Consider the following 24,720-nt stretch of genomic DNA (forward strand, 5'->3'; position numbering starts at 1 on the left):
ATATGGGGATGCCAGGGCTGATTACAAGGCCCGCCGGGACAGCGAGCCCAGAAGTGTAGGCCCGATAAGTGTAGCGGTATCGGGCCTTTTTTACGTTTTTCAACAGGACTAAGGCTGATAAATACCAACACCCAGATCGTTTTCTTTGCGGGTACGCGCAATGACCGATTCAGGGGATTCTGCGATGCGCAGGCCCATTTCGTCTTCGGTACGCACCACTTTGCCGCGCAGGGAGTTCGTCCAGACATCGGTAATTTCAACATCCACAAACTTACCGACCATATCCGGGGTACCTTCAAAGTTCACCACGCGGTTATTTTCGGTACGCCCTGACAGTTCCATAATGCTCTTACGCGATGTGCCTTCAACCAGGATGCGCTGGGTCGTACCAACCATACGACGGCTCCAGGCCATAGCTTGCTGGTTAATACGCTCCTGTAGAATGTACAGACGCTGTTTCTTCTCTTCTTCTGGTACGTCATCAACCATATCGGCGGCAGGGGTGCCAGGACGCGCAGAGAAGATAAAGCTGTAGCTCATGTCAAAATTGACGTCAGCGATCAGCTTCATGGTCTGCTCGAAATCCTGCGTGGTTTCACCTGGGAAGCCAACGATGAAGTCGGAGCTAATCTGGATATCCGGACGCGCAGCGCGCAGTTTGCGGATGATCGCTTTGTATTCCAGCGCCGTGTGGGTACGTCCCATCAGGTTCAGTACACGGTCTGAGCCGCTCTGTACCGGCAGGTGCAGGAAGCTCACCAGCTCTGGCGTATCGCGATAAACTTCAACGATATCATCGGTGAATTCGATCGGATGACTGGTGGTGAAGCGGATACGATCAATGCCGTCGATTGCTGCTACCAGACGCAGCAGATCGGCAAAGGATCCGATCGTGCCGTCGTAGTTTTCACCACGCCAGGCGTTCACGTTTTGCCCCAGCAGGTTCACTTCACGCACGCCTTGGGCTGCAAGCTGGGCGATTTCAAACAGAATATCATCCGCCGGACGGCTGACTTCCTCACCGCGGGTGTAGGGAACCACGCAGTAAGTACAATATTTATTACAACCTTCCATGATGGACACAAACGCGCTTGGACCTTCAGCACGAGGTTCCGGCAGGCGGTCGAACTTTTCGATCTCCGGGAAACTGATATCAACCACCGGGCTACGGGTCGTGCTTCCACGCACTTTGTTGATCATTTCCGGCAGGCGATGCAGCGTTTGCGGCCCAAAAATAATATCGACGTAATGCGCGCGCTGGCGAATATGATCGCCTTCCTGAGATGCAACACAGCCACCGACCCCAATGATGAGCTTGGGATTTTTCTCTTTTAACAGTTTCCAGCGGCCCAGTTGATGGAACACTTTTTCCTGAGCCTTCTCACGGATTGAGCAGGTATTCAGCAGCAGCACATCCGCTTCTTCCGCCACGTCAGTCAGTTGATACCCATGAGTGGCATCCAGCAGATCGGCCATCTTCGATGAATCGTATTCGTTCATCTGACAGCCCCAGGTTTTAATATGGAGTTTTTTGGTCATCGACTTGCTCTTGCGAAATTGTGGCTGAAATGCAGGGCGCATAGTGTACTGCTTTGGCGCGGTTGTGACCAGTATGACGGATGTCAGCCTCAAGGGGTAAAAAATCCTGTAAACTTACAAAATACATGTAACTGGAAAATTGACCATGACAAATCAACCAACGGAAATTGCCATTGTCGGCGGGGGGATGGTCGGCGGCGCGCTGGCGCTGGGACTGGCGCAGCATGGATTTTCGGTAACGGTGATTGAACATGCCGCTCCTGCGCCGTTTGTTGCTGGCGGACAGCCTGATGTCAGAATTTCGGCCATTAGCTCCGCCTCCGTGTCGTTGCTGAAAGGGCTGGGCGTCTGGGATACGGTTCAGGGAATGCGTAGCCATCCTTACCGTCGTCTGGAAACATGGGAATGGGAAAATGCCCATGTGATGTTTGATGCCGCCGAGCTTAAGCTGCCTTTGTTGGGCTATATGGTGGAGAACACGGTCCTGCAACAGGCGCTCTGGCAGGCGCTGGAAGATCACCCTAAAGTTACGCTGCGTGTGCCGGCGTCGCTTCTCTCTTTGCATCAACATCACGATCGGCATGAACTTGAACTGGCAGACGGTGAAAAAATCAGCGCGAAGCTGGTTATCGGTGCGGATGGTGCAAATTCTCAGGTGCGGAAAATGGCTGGGATTGGCATTCATGCCTGGCAGTATGCGCAGTCCTGTATGTTGATTACCGTGCAATGCGAGAATTCACCGGGAGACAGCACCTGGCAGCAATTTACCCCTGACGGTCCGCGCGCGTTTTTACCGTTGTTCGATAACTGGGCCTCGCTGGTGTGGTACGACTCACCAGCGCGCATCCGCCAGTTGCAAAGTCTGAGCATGCCCCAACTGCAGATGGAGATTGCCAAACATTTCCCGTCTCGACTGGGCAACGTGACGCCTGTGGCTGCGGGGGCATTCCCGCTTACGCGTCGTCACGCGCTGCAATATGTGCAACCGGGGCTGGCGCTGGTAGGTGACGCCGCGCATACCATTCACCCACTGGCGGGGCAGGGCGTTAATCTGGGTTTTCGTGATGTCGATGCGTTGATTGATGTGCTGGTGAATGCGCGCAGCTACGGTGAATCCTGGGCCAGTCAGCCGGTGCTCAAGCGTTATCAGAATCGCCGTATGACTGACAATTTCATCATGCAAAGCGGTATGGATCTGTTCTACGCCGGATTCAGCAATAACCTGCAGCCGCTGCGTATCATGCGCAATCTCGGGCTCATGGCCGCAGAGCGCGCTGGCGTACTGAAACGTCAGGCACTGAAGTATGCGTTAGGGTTGTAGTGCCGTTAAACCAGACGCGAAAACAGAGTTTCTCTACCTTCCTTACCTGGAAAGAACCCCTGATACCAAACACTTCCGGTGTTGGTTGTCAGGGTTTCACATTGCCATTGATGAGTGGCAACGCAATACAAAGCTCTGGTGCTAATACCTGCGAAGATGAGCAGGCAAGCCAGCACAAACAGCGCCGCAACCGTATTTCCCCCATTGGCATAATCATGCGCCAGTATGGCAATACAGGCAATTTGCAGGCAGAGCTTGCCGCTAAACCCATAGATAAAAAACTGGCGAAGCCGTGCTTGTGAAAAGAAGCAGGGATTTTTCAGTACAGATCGCTGTTCCTGAGCGGGAAAGCCGTGGATATAGACCATCCACTGAGTATTCTCCGTCAGCGTTAAGGCCGTACCGGCTTCATTAAGTCGGTGAAGATGCATTGACACAATAACCGGGAATACGATGCCAATCAGAACGAAGTAGGTTATCAGTGACGAAATGCCGATAAAGCTGAGACCAACCGCGAGAAGAAAAAACAACAGGGCAGTTATTCGCATGAAAAACAGAGGGAAAATCTGATAATTCATCACAAGCTCCTTTTGTGCAAAAAAGGCATTCTAGCATTAAGCTTTTGGGCGCTTGTGCAGGAGAGGGTGTTTTTAGGATTTTATAAAAGCAAAAAGCTCGCCGAAGCGAGCTTTTTTAATATGGCTGGGGTACGAGGATTCGAACCTCGGAATGCTGGTATCAGAAACCAGAGCCTTACCGCTTGGCGATACCCCAACGGGTGCACCCACAAAGTGGACGACTTTTTGAAATTGGCTGGGGTACGAGGATTCGAACCTCGGAATGCTGGTATCAGAAACCAGAGCCTTACCGCTTGGCGATACCCCAACAATTTTTTGGATTTACCGAACGAGTCGATACGTCCTTAATATGGTGGCTACGACGGGATTCGAACCTGTGACCCCATCATTATGAGTGATGTGCTCTAACCAGCTGAGCTACGTAGCCAGATACTATCATATTCTTCGATGGCTGGGGTACCTGGATTCGAACCAGGGAATGCCGGTATCAAAAACCGGTGCCTTACCGCTTGGCGATACCCCAATGACCGTTGCGGTGAACCGCTATATCGAAGAAAAAATGGCTGGGGTACCTGGATTCGAACCAGGGAATGCCGGTATCAAAAACCGGTGCCTTACCGCTTGGCGATACCCCATCCGTGCAACGCTTACGGGTGAATGGTGCGGGAGGCGAGACTTGAACTCGCACACCTTGCGGCGCCAGAACCTAAATCTGGTGCGTCTACCAATTTCGCCACTCCCGCAAAAAAAGATGGTGGCTACGACGGGATTCGAACCTGTGACCCCATCATTATGAGTGATGTGCTCTAACCAGCTGAGCTACGTAGCCATCTTTTTTTTCGCGTAACCTTATCGGCGTTGCGGGGCGCATTATGCGTATTGAGCCTTGAAGCGTCAACCCCTTTTTCATTGAAAATAGCTGGAATGTGACTGTTTGGTTAGGTTGCGAACAGCATGACGCAATATTCGGCAATTATTAGTTATTAATTGTTTTTTTGCACAGAAAACAGACATAAAAAAAGAGCCCCGCAGGGCCCTTTTCTCAGGATTAACTTATTTATAAGCGGACTGGTGTACGCCAACCGCACGACCAGACGGATCGTTCATGGTTTTAAACGCTTCATCCCATTCGATCGCTTTAGCGGAAGAACAGGCTACAGACGGTCCGCCAGGCACACATTCCGCAGCGCTCGCAACCGGGAACAACTCTTCGAAAATCTCACGGTACAAATACGCTTCTTTAGATGATGGCGTGTTGTATGGGAAACGGAAGCTGGCGGTTTCCAGTTGTTGGTCAGAAACTTGTTCAGCAGCGACTTCTTTCAGTGTATCAATCCAGCTGTAACCGACACCGTCAGAGAACTGCTCTTTCTGACGCCATGCGACGCTTGCTGGCAGGTAGGACTCAAAACATTCGCGCAGAACGTGTTTTTCCATTTTGCCGTTGCCGCACATTTTGTCCTGCGGGTTGATGCGCATCGCCACATCAAGGAATTTCTTATCCAGAAACGGCACGCGTGCCTCCACGCCCCAGGCTGACATCGCTTTGTTGGCACGGGCGCAGTCGAACATATGCAGTGCCTGCAGCTTGCGCACGGTTTCTTCGTGCAGTTCTTTTGCATCTGGCGCTTTGTGGAAATAGAGATAACCGCCAAATACTTCGTCCGAACCTTCGCCCGACAGCACCATTTTAATGCCCATCGCTTTAATTTTACGCGACATTAAGTACATTGGCGTCGAGGCGCGAATCGTCGTGACATCGTAAGTTTCGATGTGATAAATCACGTCGCGGATAGCATCCAGACCTTCCTGCACGGTGAAGTGGATCTCGTGGTGCACGGTACCCAAATGGTTTGCCACCTCTTGCGCAGCTTTCAGATCCGGAGCGCCTTCCAGGCCGACGGCGAAGGAGTGCAGCTGTGGCCACCAGGCTTCGCTACGTTCCTGATCTTCAACACGGCGTGCCGCGTATTTTTTAGTGATCGCGGAAATGACGGATGAATCCAGACCGCCGGACAGCAGTACTCCATAAGGAACATCTGACATCAGGTGGCTTTTCACCGCATCTTCCAGCGCCTGGCGCAGCTCGTTTTTATCGGTAACGTTGTCTTTGACTGCATCGTATTCAAACCAGTCGCGCTGGTAGTACTGACGAATTTCGCCGTCTTTACTCCATAAATAACTACCGGCCGGGAATTCTTTGATTGTGCGGCAGACAGGAACCAGCGCTTTCATTTCAGACGCAACATAGAAGTTACCGTGTTCGTCGTAACCCATATACAGCGGGATGATCCCAATATGATCGCGACCGATCAGATAAGCGTCCTGCTCGCTGTCATACAGGGCAAAAGCAAACATGCCTTGCAGATCATCCAGAAACTCTGGGCCTTTTTCCTGATACAGCGCGAGGATAACTTCGCAGTCGGAACCGGTCTGGAACTGATAGCGATCGCCGTACTCAGCGCGCAGCGCCTGGTGGTTATAAATTTCACCGTTAACCGCCAGGATATGCGTTTTCTTCACGTTGTACAGCGGCTGAGCACCGGCGTTGACGTCGACGATGGACAGACGTTCGTGTGCCAGAATGGCGTTATCACTGGCATAAATACCCGACCAGTCCGGGCCGCGATGGCGCATCAGACGAGACAATTCCAGGGCTTTTTTACGCAGTTCAACTGCGTCAGTTTTAATATCGAATACGCCAAAAATAGAACACATAACCTTCTCCGTTAACCTGTTGCGTGATGCTTTTTATGTTTGCTTGATAAAGAAAATGCCGCAAAGCGGAAGAGGGCGCAAGCGAATTGCGGGTCAGAAAATAAAAACTGCAATGGTCATTGTGGATTGGTGAAAAAAGATTACAGAATAGACGTGTTTATTGATGAATCGACAGTTTTATGGCGGTTTTATTGAATGGAGGGACTTCGTGGGGCGGATAAGACGATGACGCCGCCATCCGGCAATAACGCAGCAAAATTGCCGAATAAGATGAACTCATGTCTTATCCGGCCTGCGAATCAAATCACATCAATTTCAGCAACAGACGGGTAAATCCAGCTTGGTCTGAACGGCATGTTGTCAATATCATCGAGCTTGGATACGCCAGACAGTACCAGGATAGTTTCCAGACCAGCCTGAAAACCTGCCAAAATATCGGTGCGCAGGTTGTCGCCAACAATGACGGTTTCTTCTGAGTGCGCCTGCATTTTGTTGAGCGCCGCGCGAATAATCCACGGGCTGGGTTTGCCGACATAAAATGGTTTACGACCTGAGATCTTCTCAATACCGGCACAGAGTGCTCCACAGGCGGGATAAAAGCCGCGACCGTGGGTATCCGGGTTAGTGGCGATAAAACGAGCGCCGTTGGCGACAAAATACGCCGCTTTATGCATCATGTCCCAGTTATAGGAACGCGTCTCGCCAACAATCACAAAATCGGGGTTCACGTCGGTAATGGTAAATCCAGCTTTATACAGTTCGTGAATTAACGCGCCTTCACCAACCACATAGGCCTTTTTTCCTTCCTGGCGACGAAGAAAATCAGCGGTAGCCATCGCGGAAGTATAAAAGACGCTATCAGGGACATTCACACCTGCGGTGGCGAAGCGGTTTGCCAGATCTTGCCCGGTCTGCGAAGGGTAGTTAGTCAGCAGGACTAACGGCAGACCTTTTTCCAGGATCCCAGTCAGAAATTCTGCCGCACCCGGTACAGCAACATTGTCGTGCATCAGCACGCCGTCGATATCACAAATTACATTCTTAATGGCCATGGACAATCCGACATTAAAAAAAGAAGGCATTACTATACACAAAATACACTACATCATTCGAGTCGCATCAAGGCGGCAAGTCTGCGAACCTCCGGAGCTTACTGGAAGTAAGTGACCGGGGTGAGCAGATGCAGCTAACGCAGAGGCAGCTTGAAGGATGACGTGTATTAGCTTTCCAGCAAACGTTGCAGCAAAGTCCCGTTAAGCATTGCGCGTTTCACCAGCGCAAAGGCGCCAATGGCGGAGCGGTGATCCAGCGTGGACCGAACCACCGGTAAATTATGGCGAAACGCCTTCAACGCCTGCGTGTTGATACAGCTTTCTATTGCAGGCAGCAGTACTTTATCAGCCTCGGTAATTTCGCCCGCAATGACGATTTTCTGCGGATTAAAGAGGTTGATGGCGATAGCGATGGTTTTACCCAGATGGCGGCCAACATGCTCGATGACTTCTGCTGCCAGATTATCGCCTTTATTCGCTGCCTTACAGATGGCTTTGATACTGCAATCATCCAGCGTGAGCCGGCTTGGATAGCCTTGCTTTAGCAAGTTTTGTACGCGGTGTTCGATAGAGGCGTTGGCCGCAATGGTTTCCAGACAGCCGAAATTACCGCAGTGACAGCGCTCACCCAGCGGCTCAACCTGAATATGACCAATTTCACCGACGTTGCCATTGCGACCGATGAAAATGCGGCCATTGGAAATAATTCCCGCGCCGGTTCCGCGGTGCACTCGCACCAAAATGGAGTCTTCGCAATCCTGGCTTGCCCCGAAATAGTGCTCAGCCAGCGCCAGGCTGCGAATATCGTGGCCAACAAAGCAGGTAACTTTGAAGCGTTTTTCGAGCGCTTCGACCAGCCCCCAGTTTTCGACCTGAATGTGTGGCATATAGCGGATGACGCCGCTTTCAGGATCGACAAGGCCTGGCAGAATGACAGAAATTGCGATCAACTCGCGGATTTTCCGCTGGCAGCTCTCAATAAAGATGGCAATGGTGTTGAGCAGTGCATATTCCAGCGTTTCCTGGGTGCGCTCCGGGAGAGGGTAATGCTCTTCGGCGACCACTTTACTGCTCATATCATAGAGAGTGAGCGTCGTATCGTGGCGACCCAGGCGTACGCCAATGGCGTGGAAATTGCGGGTTTCTGTGACGATAGAGATAGCGCGGCGGCCCCCGGTGGAGGCCTGCTGATCGACTTCTTTGATCAGCCCGCGTTCGATCAACTGACGCGTAATTTTGGTTACGCTGGCGGGGGCAAGCTGGCTTTGCTCGGCAATTTGAATTCGCGAGATTGGCCCATGCTGGTCAATCAGGCGATAAACCGCCGCGCTGTTAAGCTGTTTTACGAGATCAACATTACCTATTTGAGCTTGTCCGCCTGGTGTCATTCTTTCTCTTACTCAGTAACGACCTCGTTGCCATTAACGATGGTCTTGATAATTTTAAAGTCGTGCGTGAACGCAGTCAGGTTGGCTACTTTGCCTGGCGCGATACTGCCGAGTTGTTTGTCGACGCCAATGGCGCGAGCAGGGTAGAGCGTTGCCATGCGCAGGACTTCGTCGAGAGCGATATTCGCATGTTCGACCAGATTGCGTACACCCTCAATCATGGTTAATGATGAACCGCTCAACGTACCGTTCTCATCAACACACAGTCCATTGCGGTAGTATATTGTTTTACCAGCGAAAATGAACTGTTCAATGTTTGCACCTGCTGGCGCGGTCGCGTCAGTGACCAGGCACAGCTTGTCGCCTTTCAGGCGCTTAGCATTACGAATGTTAACGTAATCAACGTGCAGGCCATCGGCGATGATACCGCAGTAGATATCGGCTTCATCAAGAATTGCGCCCGCCAGACCTGGTTCACGACCGGTAATGTACGGCATCGCGTTGAACAAATGGGTCGCAAAGCTGATGCCTGCGCGGAAACCGATTTTGGCTTCTTTGACCGTTGCATTGGAGTGACCCGCAGAAACCACGATACCGGCATTAACCAGTTTGGTGATGACCTCTACCGGGACCATTTCTGGTGCCAGTGTGACTTTGGTGATCACATCCGCATTATCGCACAGGAAATCAACCAACGCAGCGTCCGGCTGACGGACAAATCCAGGATTATGGGTACCTTTTTTCACAAGGTTCAGCCACGGGCCTTCAAGATGAAGTCCTAATGCCTGATTCGGGTGTTTCGCCAGGTATTCACGCATCACGCGAACACCCTGTTTCATCAGGTCATCGCTGGTGGTGATAAGCGTTGGTAAATAGTTGGTGCAGCCAGATTTTTCATTGGCTTTCTGCATGATTTCCAGCGTTTCAACGGTCACGGCTTCTGCCGTATCGTTAAACTGTACACCGCCGCAGCCGTTTAGCTGTACATCAATAAAACCGGGGGAAACAATGGCCCCATTCAGTGAGCGCTGTTCAATTCCTGACGGTAACTCAGCCAGTGGGCAAACGCTGTCAATCAGGCCATTGGCGACAACAATCGCATGGTCATCAAGAATTTCGTGACCGGTAAAGATCCGGCCCTGGGTTAAAGCATACATTCCGACCCCCGATTTCAAAAAATGCCGCCCTGCAACTCATCGACAGGGCGGAGACATCAATTACAGACCTTTAATATTTTCCGCTTCTAACTCGTTGAAGTATTTCAGCGTCTTCACTTTCAGTTCCATGGTGGAAGGCTCATCGCAGACCACAACGGCTTTTGGATGCAACTGCAGGCAACTGATGGTCCACATGTGGTTAACGTTGCCTTCAACGGCGGCTTGCAGCGCCTGTGCTTTCTGGTGGCCCAGAACCAGGATCATCACCTCTTCGGCATCCAGCAGGGTACCCACGCCAACGGTCAGCGCATATTTAGGCACCTGGCTTACGTCGCCGTCAAAGAAGCGTGAGTTAGCAACACGTGTGTCGTGAGTCAACGTTTTGATACGGGTACGGGAAGCCAAAGAGGAAGCCGGTTCGTTGAACGCGATGTGACCATCGTTGCCTACACCGCCCATAAACAGGTGGATTTTACCGTAAGAACGGATTTTTTCTTCATACTGACGGCATTCTGCATCAATATCCGGCGCATTACCATTGAGGAGGTTGATGTTTTCTGCTGGAATATCAACGTGATCAAAGAAATTGCGGTGCATAAAGCTGTGGTAGCTTTCCGGATGCTCTTTCGGCAGGCCAACATATTCGTCCATATTGAAAGTAACAACATGCTTGAAGCTCACCTGGCCCGCTTTGTGCATTTCAACCAATGCTTTATAAGCTGTCAGCGGAGTACCGCCAGTCGGCAGGCCCAGAACGAACGGACGATCTGCCGTTGGTTTGAACGCGTTAATACGGTTAACGATATGGCGAGCAGCCCATTTGCCGACTTGTTCAGCGGTATTCAGGGGGATCAGTCTCATTCTTCACCTCAAAAGTAAATGTAAGCAATTGGCGGATTGAGTCTCTGTGCAGTATTAAGCGTAACCTGGTTTTGCATCGGTAAGGATCAATCCGTTTCGATTTTTTGAATGATAAAATAAGTTTTCGTAGTTAGCCAGTGGAAGGGAGGGTTAATAACGATATTTGGTGACTGAAATCACAAAAAACACGCGTTTAATTTGCGATACGAATTAATTTTTCACACACTCTGAATGTAGATGAATGGTTAATATCGTTGTTCCAGAATCTTGCTGTCAGGAATGGTCACACAATAAAAATATGGCTTCAAAGAAGCCTAATCGGGGTCTCGTAGGGGGAATAAAATGAATATTTTAGGTTTTTTCCAGCGGCTGGGTAGGGCGTTACAGCTCCCCATCGCTGTGCTGCCAGTCGCGGCACTGCTGCTGCGATTCGGCCAACCAGATTTACTTAACGTACCCTTCATCGCGCAAGCGGGTGGGGCCATCTTTGATAACCTCGCGTTAATATTTGCGATCGGTGTTGCTTCCAGCTGGTCAAAAGACAGCGCAGGTGCAGCAGCGCTGGCAGGTGCGGTCGGTTATTTCATATTGACCAAAGCAATGGTTACCATTAACCCTGCAATCAATATGGGCGTGCTGGCTGGTATCATCACCGGTCTGGTCGGCGGTGCCGTGTATAACCGCTGGTCTGGTATCAAACTGCCTGACTTCCTGAGCTTCTTTGGCGGCAAACGCTTCGTGCCGATCGCCACGGGCTTCTTCTGTCTGGTGTTGGCTGCTATCTTCGGTTACGTATGGCCACCGGTACAGAATGCCATCCATGCGGGTGGTGAGTGGATCGTGGGCGCTGGCGCGCTGGGTTCCGGTATCTTTGGTTTCATCAACCGTCTGCTGATCCCAACCGGTCTGCATCAGGTGCTGAATACTATCGCCTGGTTCCAGATTGGCGAATTTACTAACGCTGCAGGTACCGTATTCCACGGTGACATCAACCGCTTCTACGCGGGTGACGGCACTGCGGGTATGTTCATGTCTGGCTTCTTCCCGATCATGATGTTTGGTCTGCCGGGTGCGGCGCTGGCGATGTACTTCGCGGCTCCGAAAGCACGTCGTCCGATGGTTGGCGGTATGCTGCTGTCCGTTGCGATCACCGCGTTCCTGACCGGTGTTACCGAGCCGCTGGAATTCCTGTTCATGTTCCTGGCTCCGCTGCTGTACCTCCTGCACGCACTGTTAACGGGTATCAGCCTGTTCGTTGCAACACTGCTGGGGATCCACGCAGGCTTCTCCTTCTCCGCAGGTGCTATCGACTACGTGTTGATGTACAACCTGCCGGCAGCAAGCCAGAACGTCTGGATGCTGGTGGTGATGGGTCTGGTGTTCTTCGTTATCTACTTTGTGTTGTTCAGCGCGGTTATTCGTATGTTTAACCTGAAAACGCCGGGCCGCGAAGATAAAGAAGACGATATCGTTACTGAAGAAGCCAACAGCAACACTGAAGAAGGTTTGGCTCAACTGGCAACCAGCTACATTGCAGCGGTTGGTGGCACTGATAACCTGAAAGCGATTGATGCCTGTATCACTCGTCTGCGTCTGACCGTTGCCGACTCCGGTCGCGTAAACGATGCGATGTGTAAACGTTTAGGAGCATCGGGTGTCGTTAAGCTGAATAAGCAAACAATTCAGGTCATCGTGGGTGCGAAAGCTGAATCCATCGGCGACGAAATGAAGAAAGTTGTCGCGCGTGGCCCGGTGGCAGCAGCGTCTGGTGAAAGTGCGCCAGCAGCAGCGGCTCCGGTAGCAAAACCGCAGGCGGTAGCGAATGCAGTCACCGTTGAAGCGCTGGTTTCTCCGATTACCGGTGACGTAGTTGCGCTGGAGCAGGTTCCTGATGAAGCCTTCGCCAGCAAAGCTGTAGGTGACGGCGTGGCGGTGAAACCAACGGATAAAATTGTGGTTGCTCCGGCTGCGGGCACCATCGTGAAAATCTTCAACACTAACCACGCGTTCTGCCTGGAAACTGTTAAAGGCGCGGAAATCGTGGTCCATATGGGCATCGACACCGTCGCGCTGGAAGGTAAAGGCTTTAAGCGTCTGGTTGAAGAAGGTGCGGAAGTTACTGCAGGCCAACCGATTCTGGAAATGGATCTGGAGTTCCTGAACGCTAACGCACGTTCTATGATAAGCCCGGTTGTGTGCAGCAACAGCGATGATTTCGGCGCTCTGGTCATTAAAGCCGAAGGTCATGTGGTTGCCGGTCAAACACCACTGTATGAGATTAAAGGTAAGTAACTGCTCCTGAGTAAAGTGAGTTAAGTGCCTTAAGCGGCGGGGGATAGTCCTCCGCCGCTTTTTTTTGCAGCAAATGCCCTCATATCTCCTGCTGAACAGCTTTTTTGTGCAACTAATAGTTGTCTCCTGACGTCGCTTATAAGATCATACTCCGTTATACGTTGTTTACGCTTTGAGGAATCCACGATGAGTGAGGCTGAAGCCCGCCCGAGTAACTTTATTCGTCAGATCATCGATGAAGATCTGGCCAGTGGTAAGCACACCACTATCCATACCCGTTTTCCGCCGGAGCCAAATGGCTATCTGCACATTGGCCACGCGAAATCCATTTGTCTGAACTTTGGCATTGCGCAAGATTACCAGGGCCAGTGCAACCTGCGTTTTGATGATACGAACCCGGTTAAAGAAGATATCGAGTACGTTGAGTCGATTAAAAACGACGTTGAATGGTTAGGTTTCCACTGGACTGGCGACATTCGCTACTCTTCGGATTACTTCGATCAGCTTCACGCCTATGCGGTAGAGCTTATTAATAAAGGGCTGGCGTACGTTGACGAACTGTCAGCGGACGAAATCCGCGAATACCGTGGCACGTTGACTCAGCCAGGTAAAAACAGCCCGTACCGCGATCGTAGCGTTGAAGAGAACCTGGCGCTGTTCGAAAAAATGCGTACCGGTGGCTTTGAAGAAGGTAAGGCCTGCCTGCGTGCGAAAATCGATATGGCTTCGCCGTTTATCGTGATGCGCGATCCAGTGCTGTACCGCATTAAGTTCGCCGAACACCATCAGACCGGCAACAAGTGGTGCATCTACCCGATGTACGACTTTACCCACTGCATCAGCGATGCGCTGGAAGGCATTACGCATTCACTTTGTACGCTGGAGTTCCAGGATAACCGTCGTCTGTACGACTGGGTGCTGGACAACATCACCATTCCGGTTCATCCGCGCCAGTACGAATTCTCGCGCCTGAATCTGGAATACACCGTGATGTCCAAGCGCAAGCTGAACCTGCTGGTGACCGACAAGCACGTTGAAGGCTGGGACGATCCGCGTATGCCGACGATCTCTGGTCTGCGTCGTCGCGGTTACACCGCTGCCGCGATCCGTGAGTTCTGCAAACGCATTGGCGTGACCAAACAGGACAACACCATTGAGATCGCTTCTCTGGAATCCTGCATCCGCGAAGATCTGAACGAAAATGCTCCGCGCGCGATGGCGGTTATCGATCCGGTGAAACTGGTTATCGAAAACTACCCGCAGGGCGAAAGCGAGCTGGTCACTATGCCTAACCATCCGAATAAACCGGAAATGGGCAGCCGTGAAGTGCCGTTTAGCGGTGAAATTTGGATCGATCGCGCAGACTTCCGCGAAGAAGCGAACAAACAGTACAAGCGTCTGGTGATGGGTAAAGAAGTACGTCTGCGTAATGCTTACGTGATCAAGGCCGAACGTGTTGAGAAAGATGCAGAAGGGAAGATAACCACCATTTTCTGCACCTACGATGCTGACACCCTGAGCAAAGATCCGGCCGATGGTCGTAAAGTTAAAGGCGTTATTCACTGGGTGAGCGCGTCCCATGCGCTACCGATTGAAATCCGTCTGTACGACCGTCTGTTTAGCGTGCCAAACCCAGGTGCGGCGGAAGACTTCCTGTCCGTTATTAACCCAGAATCGCTGGTCATTAAGCAGGGTTACGGTGAGCCGTCGCTGCAGGCTGCGGTTGCAGGTAAAGCGTTCCAGTTTGAGCGTGAAGGTTACTTCTGCCTGGACAGCCGTTATGCAACGGCTGACAAGCTGGTGTTTAACCGTACCGTTGGTCTGCGTGATACGTGGGCTAAAGCGGGCGAATAAGTCGCAACACATCCTCTCTAAACGCCGCTTCATGCGGCGTTTTTTTTCGCAAAAAAACCGTTTGACAGGCTCCGTTTGCGCAGCGAATTAATTACATGCCTGTAATAATAAATCGGCTGAATGTTTTTACGTTTAAATAACTTACCTCAATGTGAAATGGGCTGAAACCGATTTCATCTCTATGGAAAACAAGCGATTTTTTCATTTTATCAACGCTTTTTTATCTCCCAATGAAAATGTAACAGAAAGCAATGAAATATGTGCGGTTGCTCATACTATTACATACTCGTTACAGAAAGAGATTGATAATTCGCGTCGCGAAAAATAGTCTATTCATTGTAGTCACTGAGGTTTTCTTAGCGCTACTTTTCTAATTTTTTTGTTTTTCGCTGACCGCTTTTATCGGCAGCATTTTTATGTCAAAGAGGATTAACATATGCGTACGTTTAGTGGCAAACGTAGTACGCTGGCGCTGGCTATCGCCGGTATCACAGCAATGTCGGGTTTTGTTGTCGCTCCGCAGGCACACGCCGAAGGATTTATTGATGACTCAACCTTAACCGGCGGCATCTATTACTGGCAGCGTGAGCGTGACCGTAAAGATGTGACCGATCATGACAAATACAAAACCAACCTTTCTCACTCCACCTGGAACGCTAACCTCGACTTCCAGTCCGGTTATGCGGCCGATATGTTTGGTATTGATATCGCAGCATTTACCGCTATTGAAATGAACGAAAGTAGCGAAAGCGGCCATCCAAACGAAATCGCATTCTCTTCCAAAAATAAAGGCTATGACGAGGATTACTCCGGCGATAAGAGCGGGATTAGCCTTTATAAAGCAGCAGCTAAATTTAAATACGGCCCAACCTGGGCGCGTGCCGGTTACATTCAACCAACCGGGCAGACTCTGCTGGCACCGCACTGGAGCTTTATGCCAGGTACCTATCAGGGGGCTGAAGCCGGTGCCAACTTCGACTATGGTGATGCTGGCGCACTAAGCTTCTCCTATATGTGGGCTAACGAATATAAAGCGCCGTGGCACACCGAAGTCGATAAATTCTATCAGGCTGATAAAAAGACCAGCGTTGATTACCTGCATTCAATCGGCGCGAAATATGACTTCAAAAATAACCTGTTGCTGGAAGCGGCATTTGGTCAGTCTGAAGGCTACGTCGATCAGTACTTCGCCAAAGCCAGCTACAAATTCGATTTAGGCGGTAACCCGTTTACTACCAGCTATCAATTCTACGGCGCACGTGACAAAGTTGACGATCGCACCGTGAACGATATTTATGACGGCACGGCCTGGCTGCAGGCGCTGACCTTCGGTTATAAAGTAGCGGAAGTGGTTGACCTGCGTCTGGAAGGCACATGGGTTAAAGCAGATGGGCAGCAAGGCTACTTCCTGCAGCGTATGACCCCGACCTACGCCTCATCAAACGGTCGCCTGGACGTGTGGTGGGATAACCGTTCTGACTTCAACGCCAACGGCGAAAAGGCAGTCTTCTTCGGCGCAATGTATGACCTGAAGAACTGGAACCTGCCGGGCTGGGCAGTGGGCGCGTCCTACGTTTACGCATGGGATGCCAAACCCGCTACCTGGCAGCTCAACCCGGATGCGTACTACGACAAAAACCGCACTATCGAAGAATCTTCTTACAGCCTGGATGCGGTTTACACCCTGCAGGATGGTCGTGCGAAGGGCACTATGTTTAAACTGCACTTCACCCAGTACGACAACCATTCAGATATTCCGAGCTGGGGTGGTGGTTACGGCAACATCTTCCAGGATGAGCGCGACGTGAAATTCATCGTTATTGCTCCGTTCACTATCTTCTAATGCCAATAGCGGCAGGCCGTGCGCCTGCCGCCTCGTTGAGGAACGTGCTATGAAAAAACTGATACTCATCGCCGTTATGGCATCAGGGCTGGTGGCTTGTACGCAATCCCCTGCACCGAAAGAAGACAGCCGTCTGAAAGAAGCCTACAGCGCGTGTATTAATACCGCTCAAGGATCGCCGGAAAAAATAGAAGCCTGCCAAAGCGTGTTGAATGTACTGAAGAAAGAAAAACAGCACCAGCAGTTTGCCAATGAAGAAAGCGTACGCGTGCTGGATTATCAGCAGTGTATCCAGGCCACGCGTACGGGTAACGATCAGGCCGTTAATGCTGATTGCGATAAAGTCTGGCAGGAAATTCGCAGCAAGAATGCCGCACAGTAATTCAAAAAATGAAAAAGACAACGGGCGGAGAATTTTCCGCCCGTTTGCATTTCAGAGCTTATTTTCCACTGGTTGATAACCCCGACTTAGCCGGACAAACAGCATTGCCGTGGCGGCGAGTCCGCAAAGTGCCGCGCACATCAGCCACCATCCCGGTGAGCTTTTATCCCCGGTTAGCTGAACCAGTGCCGTGGATATGACCGGCGTTAGGCCGCCAAAAATCGCCGTGGCAAGACTGAATGCCAGTGAAAAGCCTACCGTACGCACATAGACCGGCATCACCTCGGTGAGTGCGGCTACCATCGCCCCGTTATACATACCAAAAAAGAATGAGAACCAAAGCAGGACCAATGTCATGCGAGTGAAATCTGGCGCGGCGGTGAGCCAGTGCATTACCGGCCAGGTGGTGATCAGAGCGAGTACGGTAATCCCCATTAACACCGGACGACGACCAATTCGGTCAGAAATTGCCCCGCCAATGGGCAGCCAGATAAAGTTAGAAATACCGACCAGCATGGTGACCACCAGGCTGTCGCGAGCGCTCAGGTGGAGTACAGCCCTGCCGTAGGTCGGGGTGTAGACGGTGATGAAGTAAAATGTCGTTGTGGTCATCGCCACCAGCAGCGTACCTGCAGCGATAAGACGCCAGTTTTTGACGATAGTGGTGAAAATTTCCCGAGTGTCGGGGCGGTGCGTGCGTTGTAAAAATGCGTCTGTTTCCTGCAGCGAGCGGCGGAGCACGAAGATCAAAGGAATAATCATGCAACCAATAAAGAAGGGAATTCGCCAGCCCCATTCCGAGATCTGATCGTGTCCCAGGGTAGCGTTCAGACAGTAACCAATCAGCGCCGCCACCACAATGGCGACCTGTTGACTGGCCGACTGCCAACTGGTGTAGAAGCCTTTATTGCCAGGCGTGGCGATTTCCGAAAGATAAACCGAGACACCGCCTAACTCTACGCCTGCAGAAAATCCCTGTAATAATCGTCCAAGTAATACCAGCACGGGAGCCAGCAGGCCAATACTGTGATAGCCAGGTACAAGGGCTATCAGCAGGGTACCGCAGCCCATAATCGCCAGCGTCACCATCAGGCCTTTACGACGACCAATTCTGTCGATGTAAGCACCCAGCACAATGGCGCCAACGGGTCGCATTAAGAAACCCGAGCCAAAAACGGCGAAAGTTAACATTAGCCCGGCAAATTCACTCTCCGCGGGAAAGAAGGTCTTTGCAATATAGGTGGCGTAAAACCCGAACAGAAAAAAGTCGAACTGTTCGAGAAAATTACCGCTGGTTACCCGCAGTATTGCGCCGAAAGTTCCGGCGCGCGATGGTTGTTGTGTCATTGGGTTTGCTCCACTGTCTTATCATAATATTTATAGAGGTAAGAGTGTGCGGGTTAGTTGTCTGTGACCCCCGCCTGTTTGCCGCGCCGTTTCTCAATCGCCCACTTGAGTAAGGCTGCGCAGCGGTAAAATCCATGGGCAAATTTTCCGTAAGGAATGGTCAGAAAGAGCGCCATGACCACGCCGAGGTGAATGGCGAGCAAAATAGCCATCCAGGACGAGTCTCTTCCTGCCAGCAGGGCTAAACCGGTCAGACTGGTCAGCAGCAGCAGCAAAATAAAACCGCGATCCATCGGTTTTTGCCGTGCGTCGCCATGTAGCGGTGAGCGCTTGAGATTGAGCCATAGCAAGCCAGCCGGGCCGACAACCAGGCCAATGCCACCCAACGTGCCCAGCATGACCGGAACGCTGAAGAACGGATAGGGTGCTTCTATACCTGCGAAATAGTGATAGCCCGTCGCCACCACGGTGGCGGCAAAGCAGAGCAGAAAACCGTAGAAAGTGAAGTGATGAAAACGGCGGCGCATCAGAGTGAAGGCATCATCTGCTTCATTACAACCTTTACCGTGCCCACCATCGAGATACTTTAGTGTCAGCGCATCGTGTGAAGCTTCAGCAATTTCGACGGAACGTGGCATACCGGGAGAAATCTCGCGCCAGAAGCGGATAACGCCCGCCATCAGCAGACCTATCGCCAGAATAAATACCGAACCAAACATCCAGGCCAGCAGGTTATGCGGGAAAATTTGGTAGAAATCTCCGGCCAGCGGAGGATGGAGTAACGAGCCTTTTAACCCCATGGCGAGCAGTAAAAACAGGATCAGACTGAAAACCAGCGCCAGCGTCACGGTGACGCCTGCGCGACGATAAAGCGCGCCAAAGGCCGCGGGTTGCGCGTAGTGCTGATAGGTTTCAAGCCGGACTTCTGCCATCGCCTTCTGCACGTTGATGGCAAACTCATGAGGCGGGGCATACTGACAGGCGTGCAGGCAGGCACCGCAGTTATGGCACAAGTTTGCCAGATAATTGATATCCGCTTTACCGAATTCCAGGCGCTGCGTCATTGCCGGGAACACGGCGCAAAATCCTTCACAATAGCGACAGGCGTTGCAGACCTGCATCACGCGTTCAACTTCCGCTTCCGGTTCGGTGATAATTTGCGTGTCGATAATCAGTTTCTCAAGCTGCCTCATGACGAGTCTCCTTACGTGCGGCCAGCGCGGCTTCTTTTCCGGCAATACGGCCAAAAGTGGTACCGATTGACATGCCCACGCCTGCGGTGTAGCCCTTACCCAGCACGTTGCCCGCCATCATCTCTCCGGCGACGAACAGGTTGCGGCTTGGCTGCCCGGCAAAGTGTACGGCAGCGCGTTCATTTACTTTTAACCCGAGATAGGTGAAGGTGATCCCTGGCCGCAGGGCATAGCCGTAGTAAGGCGGCTGGTCCAGTGGTCGCGCCCAGTGTGTCTTCGCGGGGGTTAACGCTTTTGTCGTGCAGTTATCCAGAATGGTATGGTTGAACTGGCCGGGCTGGCAGGCGTTGTTGTACTCCGTCACGGTGTGGGTAAAGTGTTCGCCATTCAGCCCCAACTGATGAGCCAGTTCCGCCAGCGTATTGGCCTGTGCGCCAGGAAAGACCGGAGGCATGAAGTGGCCGATGGCTTTACTGTCGATAATGGAGTAGCCAATCTGCCCGGGCTGTTGGGCGACCAGTCGTCCCCAAATGGCGTAGCGTTTGGGCCAGAAATCTTCGCCTTCATCATAAAAACGCTCAGCGTCACGGTTGACGACTATGCCGAGCGAAACACAGTCCACGCGGGTACAAATCCCGCCGTCATATAATGGCGCTCTGGCGTCAATGGCTACGCAGTGTGACTGGGAGGGTTCGCCGATGATGTCGGCTCCGGCATCGATCATAAATTTGAGCAGTACGCCCTGGTTAAAGCGCGTACCGCGAATCAGAAAGTTATCTGCAGGCCATTCGCCGCGCTCGTTCTCTCCCCACGCTTCTCGCAGCCATTCGCGGTTAGACTCAAACCCGCCCGCGGCAAGCACGCAGGATTTAGCTGTGATGCGCTCTTCACCTGCCAGCGCCGCCACGAACTCGCCATTACGCAGTTCAAGCGCCTGAACGGGGGTGTTATAGCGGATCTGCACTCCCAGTTTTTCTGCGCTGCGATAATAGGCATTCACCAGGGCCTTGCCACCGCCCATAAAAAAGGCGTTGGTTCGCGCCACGTGTAAAGCGCCAGAGAGAGGAGGTTGAAAATTGACGCCGTGTCGGCGCATCCAGTCGCGACACTGTGAAGAGGTGCGGATCACCAGACGAGCCAGGGCTTCGTTGGTATTTCCTTCCGTGACGCGCTGCAGATCTTGCCAGAACTCCTCTTCCGGATAGCTTTCCACCAGCACATCCTGCGGTGCATCATGCATACAGCGCAGGTTACGCGTGTGTTGGGAATTTCCCCCACGCCATTCCCGGGGAGCCGCTTCGAGTAGTAAAACGGAAGCGCCTTGCTCCCGGGCGGTAAGGGCAGCGCATAAGGCAGCATTGCCACCGCCAATCACCAGAACATCAACCATCGTATACTCCATTACCATTTAACTAATTGTTAAATTTGTAATTGAAATGTATGCGAACGGCTTGTGCTGGCGCTATGACGTAGTGCTAAAGAGGGTTTTAGTTATTGTAAAGGATGGCACCTGGCCAGCTTCCTGCTTCCACCAGTTGATGCATCACTTTCGTCAGCACCACGCGGGCTGCGAGGCCCGCCGGGGTGAGCTCATCGTCAGAGAGGCTCACCAGAAAGTTGGGGCGGCTAAGTATCGGATTATGGACGCCGATCACTCTTAGCGTCTCTTTATCGAGATGGGAAATCGCCGCTCCGGGTTGAAGAGTGGCGCCAATGCCACTGCGCACGGCGCGCATCAGCAGCGCCAGACCATCAATTTCTGTAGCGATCTCAATGTTCAGCGAGTGTTCCTGACAAATTGCTTCCAGCCTGCCGCGCAGACCGTGGCCTGGGCTGGGCATTATCAATGGAATACTCGCCAACTGGGCTGGGGCAATATTGTCATCGGTAATATCAGCCAGTAGGGCATGGGTCCCAATCAAAAACAGCCGTTCTTCGAGAATCGGTCTGGCACTCCAGCGCAGGATCTTTTCTTTTTGAAACACCACAGCCAGATCAATCTGGCGGGTATTAATCATCCGTTCCAGATTACCAGAGAGACTTTCCACCACATGCAGGCGAACATCGCTATAGCTTTCCCGCATGGCGTGAATAAAAGGCATACCGAGAACTGAAGCGGTACTGGGAGCCATGCCGACGCTGACGTGCCCGGAAAGCCGGGATTCACGCGCGGCGAGGATTGCATCGTCTGCGTGACGGAGCGCCAGCTGCGCCTGGGAGTAAAAAGCCAGTCCGGCGCTGGTGGGTGTCACGCCTCGCGAAGTGCGCTGCAGCAGGCGAATAGCGAGTTCGTTTTCCAGACGCGACATTTGCTGGCTGAGTGCCGAAACCCCGATATTGAGATCGAGCGCCGCGCTACCCATGCTGCCGGTTTCTACAATGCGCACAAAATAGCGTAGCTGGCGAAGTTCCATTTCGACTCTCCGGAAGGGGCAATTGATTTTTACATTAAAGCAACACAGGAGCGGAGGGAAGGGGAAAAGGGCAGGTAACGCCCATAAAAAAAGCCAACCGGATGGTTGGCTTTTCAGAAAGCATTACATTATTTGCCGTCGTGGGCGTGCTCATCTTCGCGGCAATCGCCTTCGGCACAGTGACCGTAAAGATAGAGGCTATGGTTAGTTAAGCGAATGCCATGTTTAGCCGCAATCTCACGTTGGCGGGCTTCGATGGAATCATCGCTGAACTCGACCACTTTGCCGCAGTCAAGGCAGATGAGGTGATCGTGATGATGCTGTTGAGTCAATTCGAAGACGGATTTACCACCTTCAAAATTATGGCGGGTCACGATACCGGCATCATCAAACTGGTTCAGCACGCGATACACGGTCGCCAGACCAATTTCTTCACCCATATCGATCAGGCGTTTGTATAAGTCTTCCGCACTGACGTGATGGTTATCCGGTTCCTGAAGAACTTCCAGAATTTTTAAACGAGGAAGCGTTACTTTCAGGCCAGCCTTCTTTAATGCGGTATTGTTGTCAGTCATGCGGAATCTGTCCTGTAGCTAAACGATTCACTTCATTAACAGAAGTGACAGAAATTGCACTTGAGATAATGCGATTCATTATAGAACTGCCATGGCTAAATGAAAACTGCAAGTCTCTGGCATATATTGTTAATCAAAACGTGGTATCGCCGACAAACACACTGTGCAACACCCGATTGGCATCCAGCCATTGTACAGGGTCAGACGAAAAAGTTACAAATTTGTAGCAATTATTTTGATTGGTTTTATCTATTGATGCGGCGCAGATGGAAATCTGCGCCACACGAAATCAGGCATTAATGATTTCGTCGAGGTGCAGCTCTTCAGAGATCTGCTTAACCCATTTTTCTACGCGTTCTGCGGTCAGTTCAGGTTGGCGATCTTCATCGATAGCCAGACCGACAAAATGGTCGTCGTCAGCCAGACCTTTGGACGCTTCAAAGTGATAACCCGCCGTTGGCCAGTGACCAACGATGGTTGCGCCGCGCGGTTCGATGATGTCGCGAATGGTCCCTAACGCATCGCAGAAATATTCTGCGTAATCTTCCTGGTCGCCACAGCCGAACAATGCAACCAGTTTGCCGTTAAAATCAATGTCTTCGAGGGTAGGGAAGAAGTCGTCCCAGTCGCACTGCGCTTCACCGTAGTACCAGGTTGGGATGCCGAGCAGCAGAATGTCATACCCTTCGAGGTCTTCTTTGCTGCTTTTTGCAATGTCATGAACATCGGCAACGTCTTTACCAAGCTGTTTTTGAATCATTTTTGCGATGTTTTCGGTATTACCGGTGTCGCTGCCGAAAAAGATGCCAGTGATTGCCATGAGTAAAATAACCTCTTGAAACTTATTGAAATGGTGGTGGCGCATTGCCCACGGATAAGGGCAATCATAGCAGAACAGTCTGGCATGCGGAAACAGCAAACACGCAGGACTGCACTCTGTGCTACACGATTTATGATTTAGAGCAGAAATTCAGACTATGCCTGACCGCGCAATGCGCTGAGTTGGTTCATCAGCATCTCTTCGATCAGTTCACTGCGACTCATGTTGCGTGCCTCAGCCAGCTCGTTCAGAGCGTCAACGGCATCAGCGTTCAGTTTCAGTTCGACACGCTTAAGCCCGCGAACTTTGTCACGCTTAAGCTGATTACGTTTATTAATACGTAACTGTTCATCACGCGAGAGCGGATTAGTTTTGGGTCGTCCCGGGCGACGCTCCTGCGCGAACAGATCTAATGTCGTACGGTCCGTTTGTTCTTTGGCCATGATCTTGGTGACTTCGGGGAAACAATCAGCCAGGCGTCTGCCCGGATGGATAGCGCGCCATAATACATCAGCAGGGGAGACACGCCAACGCCCGCGCGCGTAATCGCGCGCAGACGCTGAGTTTTTAATCAGTTAGCCTGCTCGCTCAGATAACGACGGATGGCGCGCAGCACCGCCTCCGGTTTTTCGGCATGCACCCAATGCCCGGCGCCTGCTATAACGTGCGCACGAGCTTGTGGGAATTGCGCCAGCAGTTGTTCGCGATACGCTTCGGTAACATACGGTGAGTTGCCGCCTGGGATAAACAGCGCCGGATGCTCCCACGCAGGAATGGTTTCCCAACCGACGATATGCGGATATTGATCCCACAATACGGGAACGTTAAAGCGCCACTCGCCGTCAACAAAGGATTTCAGCAGAAACTGGATAACACCTTCCTCTTGCAGGTGCTGGCGCATGACGCTTGCCGCCTGCTGGCGTGAGGACGCTTGTGCATCGGTTACGGCATTGATTGCCGCAAAAATCTCATCGTGGCGGCGAACATGGTAGTCAACGGGAGCAATGTCGATGGCGACCAGCCGTTCGACACGTTCCGGAGCCAGCGCAGTCAGCGCCATGACAGCTTTACCGCCCATCGAGTGGCCAATAAAGATCGCTTTTTCGATCTGCCGATCGTCCAGCGTATCCAGCAGATCTTGCGCCATGGCCGGATAATTCATCTCAGGTGAACGAGGGGAGAGGCCATGGTTTCGCATATCGACCTGGATGATGTCATAGTCGGTTACTAGATCGCGTGCCAGGATCCCCAGGTTATCCAGACTGCCAAACAAGCCGTGAACCAGGACGATGGGAGAATTATTGTGCAGGTTTTGCGCAGATTGCGCTCGGATATTCAATTTCATGGCAAAGTTCTTTTTTTCACACTCACGGGTTAGGGTATCAT

At 51.8% G+C, this 24,720-nt stretch carries 21 protein-coding genes and 7 tRNA genes; 5 read left to right on the top strand and 23 right to left on the bottom strand.

Translation table 11 applies throughout. From position 1 onward, the window contains the following. Window positions 1-108: 108 nt before the first annotated feature. Complete coding sequence (gene miaB / locus WC1_RS17315) at window positions 109-1,539, bottom strand: tRNA (N6-isopentenyl adenosine(37)-C2)-methylthiotransferase MiaB (RefSeq protein WP_003022779.1); 1,431 nt, start codon at window positions 1,537-1,539, stop codon at window positions 109-111. Between the two features lie 145 nt (window positions 1,540-1,684). On the opposite strand from miaB, the gene ubiF reads away from it, so the two are divergent. Continuing rightward, the gene (ubiF, locus tag WC1_RS17310) at window positions 1,685-2,860 is read left to right on the top strand and encodes a 3-demethoxyubiquinol 3-hydroxylase (RefSeq protein ID WP_016149785.1); all 1,176 of its coding nucleotides are present in this window, start codon (window positions 1,685-1,687) and stop codon (window positions 2,858-2,860) included. Between the two features lie 5 nt (window positions 2,861-2,865). Here the strand turns inward: ubiF and WC1_RS17305 are convergent, their stop codons facing one another. The 13 genes from WC1_RS17305 to nagB all read right to left on the bottom strand — a co-directional run bounded on the left by WC1_RS17305 (window position 2,866) and on the right by nagB (window position 10,614). Beyond that, window positions 2,866-3,438, bottom strand: a complete 573-nt coding sequence (locus WC1_RS17305; RefSeq protein ID WP_003835554.1) for a hypothetical protein — start codon at window positions 3,436-3,438, stop codon at window positions 2,866-2,868. A 121-nt stretch (window positions 3,439-3,559) separates the two neighbouring features. Continuing rightward, a tRNA-Gln gene (locus WC1_RS17300) sits at window positions 3,560-3,634 on the bottom strand. A gap of 36 nt (window positions 3,635-3,670) precedes the next feature. After that, window positions 3,671-3,745, bottom strand: a tRNA-Gln gene (locus WC1_RS17295). 43 nt (window positions 3,746-3,788) lie between these two features. Next, a tRNA-Met gene (locus WC1_RS17290) sits at window positions 3,789-3,865 on the bottom strand. Between the two features lie 21 nt (window positions 3,866-3,886). Continuing rightward, window positions 3,887-3,961, bottom strand: a tRNA-Gln gene (locus WC1_RS17285). A gap of 37 nt (window positions 3,962-3,998) precedes the next feature. Next, window positions 3,999-4,073 (bottom strand) — tRNA-Gln (locus tag WC1_RS17280). A gap of 23 nt (window positions 4,074-4,096) precedes the next feature. Beyond that, window positions 4,097-4,181 (bottom strand) — tRNA-Leu (locus WC1_RS17275). A gap of 9 nt (window positions 4,182-4,190) precedes the next feature. After that, window positions 4,191-4,267, bottom strand: a tRNA-Met gene (locus WC1_RS17270). Between the two features lie 224 nt (window positions 4,268-4,491). Next, window positions 4,492-6,156, bottom strand: a complete 1,665-nt coding sequence (gene asnB, locus WC1_RS17265) for an asparagine synthase B (protein WP_003835552.1) — start codon at window positions 6,154-6,156, stop codon at window positions 4,492-4,494. A gap of 299 nt (window positions 6,157-6,455) precedes the next feature. Continuing rightward, window positions 6,456-7,208: a ribonucleotide monophosphatase NagD gene (nagD, locus tag WC1_RS17260; RefSeq protein ID WP_003022792.1), complete on the bottom strand. Its 753-nt coding sequence runs from the start codon at window positions 7,206-7,208 to the stop codon at window positions 6,456-6,458. A 167-nt stretch (window positions 7,209-7,375) separates the two neighbouring features. Next, window positions 7,376-8,596, bottom strand: coding sequence for a DNA-binding transcriptional regulator NagC (locus WC1_RS17255; protein WP_003022796.1), 1,221 nt, complete (start codon window positions 8,594-8,596; stop codon window positions 7,376-7,378). A gap of 8 nt (window positions 8,597-8,604) precedes the next feature. Continuing rightward, window positions 8,605-9,753 carry an N-acetylglucosamine-6-phosphate deacetylase gene (nagA, locus tag WC1_RS17250; RefSeq protein WP_003022800.1) on the bottom strand — a complete coding sequence of 383 codons (1,149 nt, stop codon included), beginning with the start codon at window positions 9,751-9,753 and terminating at the stop codon, window positions 8,605-8,607. Window positions 9,754-9,813: 60 nt separating this feature from the next. Next, window positions 9,814-10,614, bottom strand: coding sequence for a glucosamine-6-phosphate deaminase (gene nagB / locus WC1_RS17245; RefSeq protein ID WP_003022803.1), 801 nt, complete (start codon window positions 10,612-10,614; stop codon window positions 9,814-9,816). Window positions 10,615-10,956: 342 nt separating this feature from the next. Between nagB and nagE the strand changes: the two genes are divergently transcribed. The 4 genes from nagE to chiQ all read left to right on the top strand — a co-directional run bounded on the left by nagE (window position 10,957) and on the right by chiQ (window position 16,985). Next, the gene (gene nagE, locus WC1_RS17240) at window positions 10,957-12,906 is read left to right on the top strand and encodes a PTS N-acetyl glucosamine transporter subunit IIABC (protein WP_016149786.1); all 1,950 of its coding nucleotides are present in this window, start codon (window positions 10,957-10,959) and stop codon (window positions 12,904-12,906) included. Between the two features lie 186 nt (window positions 12,907-13,092). After that, entirely contained in the window at window positions 13,093-14,760 is a 1,668-nt protein-coding gene (gene glnS, locus WC1_RS17235; RefSeq protein WP_003022809.1) for a glutamine--tRNA ligase, read from the top strand. 436 nt (window positions 14,761-15,196) lie between these two features. Next, window positions 15,197-16,603: a chitoporin ChiP gene (gene chiP / locus WC1_RS17230; RefSeq protein ID WP_003022813.1), complete on the top strand. Its 1,407-nt coding sequence runs from the start codon at window positions 15,197-15,199 to the stop codon at window positions 16,601-16,603. A gap of 49 nt (window positions 16,604-16,652) precedes the next feature. Further along, window positions 16,653-16,985, top strand: a complete 333-nt coding sequence (gene chiQ / locus WC1_RS17225; protein WP_003022817.1) for a ChiQ/YbfN family lipoprotein — start codon at window positions 16,653-16,655, stop codon at window positions 16,983-16,985. A gap of 51 nt (window positions 16,986-17,036) precedes the next feature. On the opposite strand, the gene WC1_RS17220 is transcribed toward chiQ, so the two are convergent. From WC1_RS17220 to ybfF, 9 genes are all read right to left on the bottom strand, one after another. Beyond that, a complete protein-coding gene (locus WC1_RS17220; RefSeq protein ID WP_003847370.1) occupies window positions 17,037-18,332 on the bottom strand; it encodes an MFS transporter in 1,296 nt (431 codons plus the stop codon). 53 nt (window positions 18,333-18,385) lie between these two features. Next, on the bottom strand, window positions 18,386-19,525 hold the full coding sequence (tcuB, locus tag WC1_RS17215; protein ID WP_016149787.1) for a tricarballylate utilization 4Fe-4S protein TcuB: 1,140 nt from the start codon (window positions 19,523-19,525) through the stop codon (window positions 18,386-18,388). Then, on the bottom strand, window positions 19,512-20,915 hold the full coding sequence (gene tcuA / locus WC1_RS17210) for an FAD-dependent tricarballylate dehydrogenase TcuA (protein ID WP_016149788.1): 1,404 nt from the start codon (window positions 20,913-20,915) through the stop codon (window positions 19,512-19,514). Before tcuA ends, tcuB begins: the two co-directional genes overlap by 14 nt. A gap of 97 nt (window positions 20,916-21,012) precedes the next feature. Next, a complete protein-coding gene (gene tcuR / locus WC1_RS17205; protein WP_016149789.1) occupies window positions 21,013-21,939 on the bottom strand; it encodes a tricarballylate utilization LysR family transcriptional regulator TcuR in 927 nt (308 codons plus the stop codon). A gap of 128 nt (window positions 21,940-22,067) precedes the next feature. Next, window positions 22,068-22,514: a ferric iron uptake transcriptional regulator gene (gene fur, locus WC1_RS17200; RefSeq protein ID WP_003022836.1), complete on the bottom strand. Its 447-nt coding sequence runs from the start codon at window positions 22,512-22,514 to the stop codon at window positions 22,068-22,070. Continuing rightward, a complete protein-coding gene (locus tag WC1_RS24620) occupies window positions 22,507-22,593 on the bottom strand; it encodes a ryhB-regulated fur leader peptide (protein ID WP_049259739.1) in 87 nt (28 codons plus the stop codon). Before WC1_RS24620 ends, fur begins: the two co-directional genes overlap by 8 nt. A gap of 210 nt (window positions 22,594-22,803) precedes the next feature. Next, a complete protein-coding gene (gene fldA / locus WC1_RS17195; protein ID WP_003022839.1) occupies window positions 22,804-23,334 on the bottom strand; it encodes a flavodoxin FldA in 531 nt (176 codons plus the stop codon). A 155-nt stretch (window positions 23,335-23,489) separates the two neighbouring features. Then, a complete protein-coding gene (gene ybfE / locus WC1_RS17190; protein WP_003022842.1) occupies window positions 23,490-23,777 on the bottom strand; it encodes a LexA regulated protein in 288 nt (95 codons plus the stop codon). Window positions 23,778-23,905: 128 nt separating this feature from the next. Continuing rightward, a complete protein-coding gene (gene ybfF, locus WC1_RS17185; RefSeq protein ID WP_049014690.1) occupies window positions 23,906-24,679 on the bottom strand; it encodes an esterase in 774 nt (257 codons plus the stop codon). Window positions 24,680-24,720 lie beyond the last annotated feature (41 nt).

It is taken from the genome of Citrobacter sp. KTE30 (genome assembly GCF_000398825.1).
GTDB classification, from domain to species: Bacteria; Pseudomonadota; Gammaproteobacteria; order Enterobacterales; family Enterobacteriaceae; genus Citrobacter; species Citrobacter freundii.